The organism is Rheinheimera sp., from assembly GCF_036782235.1.
GTDB lineage: Bacteria > Pseudomonadota > Gammaproteobacteria > Enterobacterales > Alteromonadaceae > Pararheinheimera.
Genome location: NZ_DAIPZL010000023.1, coordinates 23,740 through 34,786 on the forward strand (window position 1 = coordinate 23,740; position 11,047 = coordinate 34,786).

Sequence of the window (11,047 nt, forward strand, 5' to 3'; positions counted from 1 at the left end):
TTTATACACTAGCTGCACTCAACGAATAAGCCTCCTCTGTGGTGACCCCAGATGCAAAGCCAAAGAACAATACGTCAGCCGGTGATCTTTTTTGGCCATGGCAGCCCCATGAATGCCATTGAGCACAACACTTTTACCCGGCAGTGGCAGCAACAACTGGCCAATTTAACAGGCAGCAGAAAACCCAAAGCCGTGCTGCTGATTTCGGCGCATTGGTATGGCGCCGGAGTAAAAGTCACCGCCCAGCCACACCCGCCCACTTTGCATGACTTCAGCGGTTTTCCGCAGGCTCTGGCTCAATTTCAGTACCCTGCGCCCGGCGCACCTGATTTGGCAAAACGCATTCAGGCGCTGCTGGCACCTGTGGAAGTAACGCTTGATGAGCAATGGGGTTTTGATCATGGTAGCTGGTCGGTATTAAGCCATGCCTTGCCCGATGCGGATATTCCACTGCTACAACTGTCGCTGGATGGCCGGCAACCCCCGGATTGGCATCTGGCACTTGGCCACAAACTTGCGCCGCTCAGGGATGAAGGCGTGCTGATTTTGGCTTCAGGCAATGTAGTACATAACCTGCGTTTATTGGACTGGCACAATAACCCGGCGCCAGCCTGGGCCAGTCGTTTTGAAAATGCAGTAAAAACAGCATTGCAGGCGCGTGATTTTGATGCCCTTGCCAATTACCAGGCGCTGAGTCCGGAGGCTCAACTTGCAGTGCCCCATCCGGATCATTATCTGCCGCTGTTGTATGTGCTGGGTGCCAGTATTGCTGATGAGCCCATGACCATCTTTAACGACGAGCTGGTGTATGGCAGTTTAAGTATGTTGTCGGTACGTTTTGGCAACTGATAAGGCTTAGCGGGCGCCAGAGGGCGCCGCTTCAGAGCTTGGATAAGGCTTTCTTTTTCTCCAGCCGCTCCACTGCTTCAGTCAGCTCCGCCACTGTCACATCCTGCTGCTGTAATGTTGCAGCCAGGGCTGGTGGCAACGGCTCCTCTACTTTTAACGTCAGGCTGTGCACATAAACAAAAGTAAAGGTCAACAGATAACCAGCCAGCAGCAAAGCGGCATGTTGTAATAAGCGCCTTTGTACATTTTTGTCTTGTTTTACCTTGTTTAATGCGCACAGCAGGCTGTTGCCCATCTTTTGCAGCAGCGCAAATACAGGTTGTGCTTTTTCCAGCCAGGGGTTGAGCTTTTGCAGATAAGGCGCCAAAGCGGTTTTTATTGCAGCCATGTTTTGATCTCCGCCTGCCACTGTGCTTTTTCCGCCGGGTTCAGTTTTTTCTGTGCAAAATAACCGTATTTTAATCTTTTATCGGATTTGAGCTCGAGCGTGATGCGCTTGTGGCCTTCAATCAGTTGCGCAAATTCGAGATCGCCGGTTTTTAAACTGGCCGCCAGTTTCAGTACCAGCGCCTGATACTCTTTGGTTAAGCCTTGCGGCGCTTCCAGCACCATGCGACACAGATTATTGCGACATTCAGTATCGAGCAGTCTGAGTTGGTTGTTGGCCACATTTTGTGTCAAATGCGCAATCATAAATTCGGTGGCTTCGGCCCAGAGCTCATCTCTGTCCTGATCGGAAAAATCTTTATTTTCTTCAATTAGTTCAAGCTCATAACGACGCAGTTTATCCAGTTCCAGCTGAGCATTTAACGCAGGCAGTACGGCATCACCGTATTTTTGGTAAAAGCCGAGCACAGGTTTAAGCTGTTGTTGCTGCTGTTCTTTGCTCAGTGCGTCAAGTTGTTGTAACCAATCAGGCGCACTGTAAAGCGGTAACCACAGATACAACAACACGCCGGCACTGAGTGCAAGGAGCGGCTGGCAATATTTAGCGCGCCATAACGGCAATAACAAGGATTGGATTTTTACAAGCCACATCAGTCAGTTCGTCTGAGTCCATCAAAAAGGCCGTTATGCTACCACAGCAGACCATGGCTCCCAAGCGTGCTGATACAAGCCGCTCTAAGCGGCACTCTGACTATCACAGCCTTACCAGGGTAATTCGGTGCCATTGCTGTGATAAAAGCGCCCTGAATTTGTCAGGTTCAGTTCGCTGATGCGCTCAGCCAGCCGCTTTGCCGCCTCTGTTGGTGAAATATCGCCGGCAAAAGCCACCATCTGGGTTTGGACAAAACCCGGATGATAAATCCCCACCGCAATCTGTTTGGCTTGTAAATCTCTGGCCAGGGACACAGCGCCTGCATTCAGCGCTGCTTTGGCCATGCGATAACCATAATAACCGCCTGAGCTGTTGTCGCTGATCGAGCCCATGCGGCTGGTGATCATCGCTATTTTACTACCGGCTCTGAGGCTTGGCAGCATGGCCTGGGACAATAACACAGGCGCCAAAGCGTTCACCTGAAACTGGCGCCATCACCCGCTCTGGTGAAAAATCCTGCAGGCTTTCCTGACTAAAAATGCCAGCATTATTAATCAATACATCCACTGAGGCTGCTGCAAATTCAGCTGCCACCGCCTGAACCTGCAATGGATCGGCCAAATCAACGCCGCAATACACCCGCACATTCAGCGCCGCCAGCTCAGGTGACGAATGGCGGCAAATCACACTGACCTGATGCCCCAGTGCCAGATAATGTTGCACTAAAGAAAGACCAATACCTTTATTACCATCAGTGATCACCAGATGTTGCATCGTTTGCTTACTTTGCTGATTTTGCATAACACTGCAGCTCCTTTGATTGGCATAAACCAGACTAACCGGCTGATACCTATTTGGGCAAGCGCAGATACTGCGACAAAAAGGCCAGCACCAACAAAGAGCAACAAAAAAGCCGGCGCTTAATGTGCCGGCTTTTGCTGTATCAGTGACAATGTCTGGCTGCTAGGAACCTTTATTCTTTTTAAAAGCAGCATGACCTGATGATTTTCCGCTTTGTTGTTGTTTTTTAATCAGCGCCGCTTTGACCGGATTAACACCCGTGTGTTTGGTTACTGCCACCTGACCTGCACCTTTTGGCTTAAACTTCAGCTCGTCACGGCTTTCTTCCGGCACTAAACAACCTTTGCCTTTGCCAATCAGTTTGGCAAGTCCCATATTACGTAAAGCTTCACGGATCATCGGCCAGCCTTTAGGGTCGTGATAACGCAACAAAGCTTTATGCAGCCGGCGCTGCCGCTCGCCTTTGGCCACCGGCACTTTTTCACTGTTGCCTTTGAGGTTTTTCAGTGAGTTCAGTTCAGTGTGATAAATCGTCGTGGCATTGGCCATCGGGCTTGGATAGAAGTTTTGCACCTGATCCAACCTAAAATCACGCTCTTTCAGCCATAACGCCAGATTCACCATATCTAAATCTGTGGTGCCAGGGTGCGCCGAAATAAAATAAGGAATAAGGTACTGCTCTTTACCTGCTTCTTTACTGTATTTGTCGAACATGGCTTTAAATTTGTCATAAGCGCCCATGCCCGGTTTCATCATCTTCGACAAAGGCCCACTTTCGGTATGCTCAGGAGCAATTTTTAAATAACCACCGACATGGTGCTGCACTAATTCGCGCACATAATTCGGGTCTTCCACCGCTAAGTCGTAACGCACACCGGATGCGACCAACACTTTTTTCACACCGGTAATTTTGCGTGCCGCCCGGTATAACTCCACTGTCGGGCTTTGATTGGTGTCCATATGTTCACAAATAGTCGGGTACACACAGGACGGCCGGCGACAGGTTTGTTCGGCTTTGGGGTTTTTACACCGCAGTTTGTACATATTGGCAGTGGGGCCGCCCAAATCTGAAATCACACCGGTAAAGCCTGGCACTTTGTCGCGGATCTGTTCAATTTCTTTCAAAATCGATTCCTGCGAGCGGCTTTGAATAATGCGGCCTTCGTGTTCGGTAATAGAGCAGAAAGAACAACCACCAAAACAGCCGCGCATAATATTGACCGAGGTTTTGATCATCTCATAAGCCGGAATTTTGGCTTTGCCATACACAGGGTGTGGTACACGCTGATAAGGCAAACCAAAGACACCGTCCATTTCTTCCGTAGTTAACGGAAATGCCGGCGGATTCACCCAGATATGCCTGTCGCCATGGCGCTGCAAAATAGCACGGGCACAACCCGGGTTGGTTTCCTGGTGCAAAATACGCGAAGCATGGGCATACAAAGGTTTATTGACGCTGACCTGCTCAAAAGCCGGCAGCTTGACATAAGTTTGCTCCCAGGGCTTTGGTTTGGCCGGCTGCACCATCACGGGTTTGGCTTCAACGACTTGTGGTTTGCTTAAATCAATACCTTCTTTGGCAAACTCGGAATAAGAGCTGCAGCCTACATCATCAGCGCCATAAGGGTTTGGAATAGGGTCAATTTTTCCAACTTTATCAATGGCAGTGGAGTCCACACCGCGCCAGCCCGGCAGCGCCTCTTTAACAATCACCGCTGTGCCGCGGATATCTTTCATCGTATCAAAGGTTTCGCCAGCAGCAATGCGATGTGCCACTTCCACCAGCGGCCGCTCGGCGTTGCCATAAATCAGGATTTCAGCTTTGGCATCAAACAAAATCGAACGACGGACTTTTTCCTGCCAATAATCGTAATGGGCAATACGGCGTAAGCTGGCTTCAATACCACCAATCACCACAGGCACATCTTTATAAGCTTCTTTACAGCGCTGTGAATACACAATCACAGCACGGTCAGGGCGTTTGCCGCCTTCATCACCCGGGGTATAAGCATCGTCATGGCGCAGCTTTTTGTCGGCGGTATAACGGTTGATCATCGAATCCATATTGCCGGCTGACACCCCAAAAAACAGATTGGGTTTACCCAGCGCCATAAAAGCGTCTTTGCTGTTCCAGTCTGGCTGGGCAATGATGCCGACCCTAAAACCCTGGCTTTCCAGCATACGACCAACCACCGCCATACCAAAACTGGGGTGGTCCACATAAGCATCCCCCACCACCAGAATAATGTCGCAGCTGTCCCAGCCCAGTTTTTTCATTTCCTGACGGGACATAGGTAAAAATGGCGCTGCTGCAAAAGAGTCGTCCCGGTATTTTTGATACGAAAACAGGCCACGCTCGGCGGCCATGCGGGCGACCGGGGCTGATTTACGGGAGGCTGAAGCTGTTGTCGACATAACTTGGGTACTCTATCGGTGATTGCCGGCATTCGGAGGCAAAAATAGCCGAGCATTATACTCAAGTATTCACTGAATTACTAACCTTTCAAGCCCGCCTGGCGGCGCCAACCGGGCTTGGGCAGGACTTCATTCAGCCTGTTACAACAGGCTTTAATTACCTTAACAAAGCTAACTGATTGATTTTTGTTCAGATGTCGGTTCAGTCTGAGCTCAGCTTGTTATTTTGCAAATTCTGCATAGACTGAATAAGTACCGCTCGTTAGGGAAAACCAGGCGTTATTTCAACAAGTTACACTCAAATTGGAAACAAAATAGCTACCCGGGCTTTGGTTGTAAGTAACATCAGGTACTGGCAACTGCGGCTGATAAAACCAGCGGAGTTTTCCCATGAATAAGTACACCATTAAAACCATTTTTATCGGTTTTATGTTTGTTTCACTGTTACTGATCACGCTGGTAACGGCCTGGATCAATACCAGTCAGTTCTCCAACCTGTATTACAGCCAGACTGAACATGAATACCTGCCAAATAGTGTCGGGCGCGTTAGCGAACAAATCAGAGGCGAAATTATGCGCCCTATCCTGCTGTCAGAAGCTTTGGCGGATAACGCGCTATTACATGACTGGATGCGAAGTGGCGAAACAGCAGCGGCCAATCACGCTCAGGTGCTGGCTTATTTTAAGCAGCTGCAACAAAATTCCGGCGCCTCCACTATGTTCTGGGTGTCGGACGCCAGCAAAACTTATTACACTGAAGAAGGTGTATTTAAAACAGTCTCAAGCAGCGAGCCGCGCGACAGCTGGTTTTTTAATTTTCTGCAAAGCGCTGAAAAACGTGAACTGGCCATCGATCCCAATGAAAAAACCGGCACCCTGACGTTATTTGTGAATGTGGTGGTGAATGTCGATGGTAAAAGGGCTGCTGTGGCCGGTTTGGGTTATGACATTTCAAAAATTTCTGATTTGGTCAGCAGCTTTAAACTGGGTGAACAAGGTTCGTTGTTTTTAGTCAATGCCAAAGGCTTGATTGTTGCCCACAAAGATAAAAGTCTGATTGGCAAAAACATCAAAGAAGCCGGCGTCTTCAGTGCTTTTGCTGCGCTGACCAATAACGGCAATACAGGCTTTCGTTTTGGCAAGCTGGAGCTAGCCGGCAACGACGTGTATTACGGTATTCAGGATGTCCGTGACACTGGCCTGACTGCAGTTGCACTGATGCCCACAGCACAAATCACCGGTGCCATTGATGAAGTGACCGCCATTGCGGTTGGCGTCAGTGTGGTCATTGCCGCTATTTTTATTGCGCTGACTGTGGTGTTTGGGAATGCACTAAGTCAAAGCATCCGTCGGGTTGGCGATGACTTACTGGCAATGTCAGGCGATGGTGGTGACCTGCGCAAAAGGCTCGATGACAGTGCTGATAATGAATTGGGCCATCTGGCCAAAGGTTTTAATGGCATTATTGGTAAAGTGGGTCAGTTAGTCGGTGAAATTAAAGCCGCTGAAACTGCGATTAAAGTAGACATAGAACAACTGGCCACTCTGGTACGCAATACCTTCAGCGCCACTGAAGCACAGCGTGCCCAAACCGATCAGGTTGCCACTGCTATTACCGAAATGGGTCAAACCATAGTGGAAGTGTCCGGCATTGCCCACCGCACTGCGTCCGACACCGAAACTGCAGTGCAGGAAACAGTGACCACCAGCGACTATATGGCCAAAACCGCCGACACTATGACAGAGCTGAATAAAGTGATGCTGATGGTGGATCGCACCATTAATGATTTTGCCCAGCAAGCGTCCGCTATCAACTCCGTAGTAGAAGTGATCAACGCTATCTCCGAACAAACCAATTTGCTGGCATTAAACGCCGCCATTGAAGCAGCACGGGCTGGTGAACAAGGCCGTGGTTTTGCTGTAGTGGCCGACGAGGTCAGAAATCTGGCCAAACGCACTCAGGATTCAACCTTACAAATCCGGGATCAGATCAGTCAGTTACAACAAACCTCCAATCAGTCGTTACAAGCCATTAAACAAGGCATGCAAAGCAGTGAACAGGTGACAGAACATACCCAGCTGTCGGTGCAGTCACTGAATCAAATTCAGCATAAGTTTGCTGAAATCAGCGGCGGTAACCATCAGGTGGCAGCAGCCACTGAAGAACAAGGCAGTGTAGTGGAACATATTAATGAATCAGCCCACCTGATTGCCGGCAGCGCCGCAGATATCCACCACAATGCCCAGCAACAGATCATTGCCATTGACAGCCTGACCCAAAGGGCTGAACAGCTGCGCATGCTGGTGAATCAATTTAAAGTGTAAGGAGCAGAAGATGAAGATTTCAAAGCTGATGTTTGCCAGCGCCACTCTTTTGTGTTGCGGTGCTGCCAATGCCGATATTTTATGGCAGGACTTAAGTCTGACGTATTTAAAAGGTTCCAACTACCGGGTTGGGGATCCGGATCGGCAGGTCTATACCCTGGAGCATGTGGCCGGCACCAGTTGGGGTGACAGTTTTATGTTCCTTGATCATTTACGCAGCGACAATGGCAACAGGGAAAATTATGGTGAATGGGCCCCCCGTTTTAGCCTGGGTAAACTGTCAGGCAACAGCATGGCATTTGGTATGGTCAAAGACGTGCTGATTGCCACCCAAATTGAAATGTCGAATTTTCAGACCAACTATTTATATGGGGTGGGTTTTGATTTGGCATTGCCGGCTTTTAAATACACTCAGCTGAATTTATACCGCCGGCAAAATGAAAACCTTGATGACAGCTGGCAAGCCACGCTGGTCTGGGGTTTGCCTTTTGAGATTGGCGGTCAGCAATTTGTCTATGACGGTTTTATCGACTGGGCCAGTGCCAGTTCTGCTCAATCCGCCCATATGAATTTTACGTCACAGCTCAAATGGGCGTTACATCCGCTGTTGGGTATTCAGAGCAAACTTTATCTGGGCGTTGAATACGCATATTGGCTGAATAAATTTGGTATCCAGGATAGCCCGGGCTTTCGCAGCGACGAGTCTAACCTGAACCTGCTGGTCAAATGGCATTTTTAAAGCGCACAGCAGCAAAACCTAAAACAACACCAAAAGCACAGCAATAAAACGCTGTGTTAAAAACGCCGCACCTGCGGTGTTTTTTTTAAGCGCACTTTGACAGGTCAAAATCTTTAACGCAGATCTAGTGCACTGTGACCGTTTTTCTGATAAAACTCAGTGGCAAATTGCGGAGCGGATGTATTCAAGCAGTAGCCAAAACATAAACAAAAAGTTACAATTCGACGCTATCTGGTTGTACTGCTAAGTAAATTTAGTCTGCAACACAGCCGCAGCCCCAAACTGTGGCCTGCTTTCCCGGAATTTGAACACCAACAATACCAAACAGCTGCCCGCTTGTGATAGCTGGCGCCGGAGCTTGTGTTTATGAGTGAATATTTGCAAATAAAACAGTTGTGTGATGAATGGCAAAGCAACGGCCAGCCCATCTCACTCAGTGCGCTGGCAAATTACACCGGCAAAGCAGCCCGTCAGCTCGAACCGCATTTTTTGCAGTGGCAACAACAACAAATTGACCCGGATTTTGTTTTTGACGCCGAATTTGTTGCAGCCTTTAAACAACAAGCCAACCGTTATGCGCAAAATTTAACGGCGCAACTGCAGCAGGAATTACACAACCTGCAGCAAAGTTATCAGCAACTGCAACAACAACAGCATCAGCTGACAGAAGAACTGTATGCTGCGCAGCAACGTGAAACCAGGCACAGCAGCCATGCCGCCAGTCTGGAACAACAGCAGATCCAGCTACAACAACAATTAGAAAATGCGCTTGAAGCGTCAGAACAGCAACAAGCCCAATTATTACAACTGCAAAGTGCCTTAACCGAACAACAATATCTGCTGCAGCCACTACAACAGCAGGTGCCACAGTTACAGCAGGAATTGCAGCAAAGCCAGCAGCAACTGGCTGACACTGAACAAAAACGGCAAATTCTGGAAGAAGCACAGTTATTACAGCTGCAACATCAGGCAGCACTGAGCACGCAGCTGGCGCAGTTGTCCGAACAAAATGCCCAACTGGCGCAGCAACTTGACAGTAAAAATCAGGCTCAGATCAATGCCACCCAGGAGCTCAGACAAGCAGAGCAGCAGTTATCACAACTTCAGCAGCAGCTTGTGCAACAACAGGAAAAACAGCAGCAGCTGGAACATCAACTGAGCGCACAGCAACAACAACAGCTGCAACTGCAAAGTGAATTTCAGCAGGCACAGCAGCAGGAAGCACAGTTACAACAGCAGCTGCAGCAAAGCGAAGCAGAAAAACAACAGCTGGCCGCTGCCCTTCAAAGCAGCACAGAGCAGCAGCAACAACTGGCCGAGCAGCTTGGCAATAGTGCCAGCAGCCAGCAGCAAACCGTGGCGCAGCAGCAACAGCTGCAGCAACAACTAGACACACTGCAGGCCGAACTGAGTCGGTTGCAACAACAAAATGAAGCTTTAACAGCGTCGGCACAACAAGCAGAACAAAGTGTGGCGCCGCTGCGCCAGGAAAGAGATGCAGCAGTTGCAGCCCAGAGTGGCCAGCAACAACAACTGGATGAATTGCAGTTTAAGCTGACACAGGCACAAAGCGAAAGTGCCAGACTCAGTCAGTATCTGCCGGAGCTGGAGCAAAACCTGCAGCAACTTCGCGAAGTCAATTCGTTATTAAAAGAGCAAAACGCCAGCACCGCTGAGCACCAGAGTAGCCAGCGTGAAACCATCAAACAACTGCGCGAAGAAGTACTGCAACTGCGGGAACAAACAGCTCAGGCTCAGGCTGAACGCAAACAAATGGCAGAGCAGAATCAGCAGCTGTTAGAGCAGATTTCTTTTGTGAAAACCAACTCAACAGCCACTATTGAACGCTTAACCCGCAACTGGGAGCAGGCGCAGGCCAAGCTCAAACAACTGGAGTCTGGTGGTTAAAGCCCTGCCCCGCAGCAAAGTTGAAGACAACAGCAGCAATACGCTGCTGTTTTTTTATAGCCCTGCCACTATGGTCATAACACCCAGCAGCATAAACACGGCGCAGGCAGCGCGGCGTGCTAAATTCAGCGGCAGCTTTTCCATCAGATAACGTCCGGCATAAACCACAGGCACGTTAGCCGCCAGCATGCCAAGGGTGGTGCCGATGATCACCAGCGTCAGCTCTGAGGGGTAATTGGCAGCCAGCAGCACTGTAGCGATTTGGGTTTTATCACCAATTTCTGCCAGGAAAAACAAAATACAACTGGCGGCAAAAGCACCATATTTGAGCACAGCGTTTTCTTCACTGTCGTCTTTATCCGGGATCAGCAACCACAGCGCCACCGCAATAAAAGAGCCACCGAGCAACCAGGCATGCCAACCTTGCGGAATAAACTGCGCCACCCAGGCGCCCAGCCAGGCCGATGCAGCATGATTGAGTAAAGTGGCCACCAGAATACCGGCAACAATAGCCAGACGGGAGCGAAAACGCGCGGCCAGAAATAAACTTAACAGCTGGGTTTTGTCACCGATTTCAGCAATAGCGACACCGGTAAAAGAATAAAACAAGGCATCCATAATAATACTCAGCGGGAATTGGACATAAGACAGAACTGCGGCTCCCGCTTTGGGCCACAGTGCTGTCTCAGGTCTCATCAAACCGGCAGGACCGGTTGCTGTTGCCATGTGCATTGAGACACAAGTGTGTTGACAACAACGCTGCCATTTCTGGCAACAGATTACTCCCCCAAGCAGGAAGGCGGGCATTGTAGCGAGCCGGCTAGCGCTTGTGCAAGCAAAAAAGCGGGGATATCAAATTTTTCTGAATCAGCTACAGCGGCAAGGTTGTTCGCGGCAAAAAAAACCACAGCCCAAGCTGTAATGCCAGTCAGTTAAGCTGACTGGCATTATTTTTTGTGCGGATATTTACC

General features: G+C 49.4%; 10 protein-coding genes. 4 read left to right on the forward strand and 6 right to left on the reverse strand.

What is annotated here, in order from left to right; all coding sequences use genetic code 11:
• Positions 1–51: 51 nt before the first annotated feature.
• On the forward strand, positions 52–849 hold the full coding sequence (ygiD, locus tag V7P87_RS16165) for a 4,5-DOPA dioxygenase extradiol (protein ID WP_333798364.1): 798 nt from the start codon (positions 52–54) through the stop codon (positions 847–849).
• A gap of 31 nt (positions 850–880) precedes the next feature.
• On the opposite strand, the gene V7P87_RS16170 is transcribed toward ygiD, so the two are convergent.
• From V7P87_RS16170 to V7P87_RS16190, 5 genes are all read right to left on the reverse strand, one after another.
• Complete coding sequence (locus V7P87_RS16170) at positions 881–1,237, reverse strand: hypothetical protein (protein ID WP_296296563.1); 357 nt, start codon at positions 1,235–1,237, stop codon at positions 881–883.
• Positions 1,225–1,887 (reverse strand): hypothetical protein, encoded by a 663-nt coding sequence (locus tag V7P87_RS16175; RefSeq protein WP_333798365.1) that lies wholly within the window; start codon positions 1,885–1,887, stop codon positions 1,225–1,227. The genes V7P87_RS16170 and V7P87_RS16175 overlap by 13 nt, the downstream gene beginning before the upstream one ends.
• Positions 1,888–1,998: 111 nt before the next feature.
• Positions 1,999–2,349, reverse strand: a complete 351-nt coding sequence (locus V7P87_RS16180; protein ID WP_333798370.1) for an SDR family oxidoreductase — start codon at positions 2,347–2,349, stop codon at positions 1,999–2,001.
• Entirely contained in the window at positions 2,306–2,689 is a 384-nt protein-coding gene (locus V7P87_RS16185; protein ID WP_333798366.1) for an SDR family NAD(P)-dependent oxidoreductase, read from the reverse strand. Before V7P87_RS16185 ends, V7P87_RS16180 begins: the two co-directional genes overlap by 44 nt.
• A 162-nt stretch (positions 2,690–2,851) precedes the next feature.
• Complete coding sequence (locus V7P87_RS16190) at positions 2,852–5,056, reverse strand: YgiQ family radical SAM protein (protein WP_333798371.1); 2,205 nt, start codon at positions 5,054–5,056, stop codon at positions 2,852–2,854.
• Between the two features lie 438 nt (positions 5,057–5,494).
• On the opposite strand from V7P87_RS16190, the gene V7P87_RS16195 reads away from it, so the two are divergent.
• The 3 genes from V7P87_RS16195 (at position 5,495) to V7P87_RS16205 (ending at position 10,076) form a co-directional block, all read left to right on the forward strand.
• Positions 5,495–7,429, forward strand: coding sequence for a methyl-accepting chemotaxis protein (locus V7P87_RS16195; RefSeq protein WP_333798367.1), 1,935 nt, complete (start codon positions 5,495–5,497; stop codon positions 7,427–7,429).
• Between the two features lie 10 nt (positions 7,430–7,439).
• On the forward strand, positions 7,440–8,168 hold the full coding sequence (locus tag V7P87_RS16200; protein WP_333798368.1) for a DUF5020 family protein: 729 nt from the start codon (positions 7,440–7,442) through the stop codon (positions 8,166–8,168).
• 366 nt (positions 8,169–8,534) lie between these two features.
• A complete protein-coding gene (locus V7P87_RS16205; protein WP_333798369.1) occupies positions 8,535–10,076 on the forward strand; it encodes a hypothetical protein in 1,542 nt (513 codons plus the stop codon).
• Between the two features lie 54 nt (positions 10,077–10,130).
• Here the strand turns inward: V7P87_RS16205 and V7P87_RS16210 are convergent, their stop codons facing one another.
• Complete coding sequence (locus V7P87_RS16210; protein WP_442967981.1) at positions 10,131–10,772, reverse strand: TMEM165/GDT1 family protein; 642 nt, start codon at positions 10,770–10,772, stop codon at positions 10,131–10,133.
• Positions 10,773–11,047 lie beyond the last annotated feature (275 nt).

Coding starts and splice junctions, on each gene's coding strand:
- V7P87_RS16210 (WP_442967981.1), bottom strand. CDS start 10,772: ATGAGACCTGAGACAGCACTGTGGCCCAAAGCGGGAGCCGCAGTTCTG.
- ygiD (WP_333798364.1), top strand. CDS start 52: ATGCAAAGCCAAAGAACAATACGTCAGCCGGTGATCTTTTTTGGCCAT.
- V7P87_RS16170 (WP_296296563.1), bottom strand. CDS start 1,237: ATGGCTGCAATAAAAACCGCTTTGGCGCCTTATCTGCAAAAGCTCAAC.
- V7P87_RS16190 (WP_333798371.1), bottom strand. CDS start 5,056: ATGGCCGCCGAGCGTGGCCTGTTTTCGTATCAAAAATACCGGGACGAC.
- V7P87_RS16195 (WP_333798367.1), top strand. CDS start 5,495: ATGAATAAGTACACCATTAAAACCATTTTTATCGGTTTTATGTTTGTT.
- V7P87_RS16185 (WP_333798366.1), bottom strand. CDS start 2,689: ATGCAAAATCAGCAAAGTAAGCAAACGATGCAACATCTGGTGATCACT.
- V7P87_RS16175 (WP_333798365.1), bottom strand. CDS start 1,887: ATGTGGCTTGTAAAAATCCAATCCTTGTTATTGCCGTTATGGCGCGCT.
- V7P87_RS16205 (WP_333798369.1), top strand. CDS start 8,535: ATGAGTGAATATTTGCAAATAAAACAGTTGTGTGATGAATGGCAAAGC.
- V7P87_RS16200 (WP_333798368.1), top strand. CDS start 7,440: ATGAAGATTTCAAAGCTGATGTTTGCCAGCGCCACTCTTTTGTGTTGC.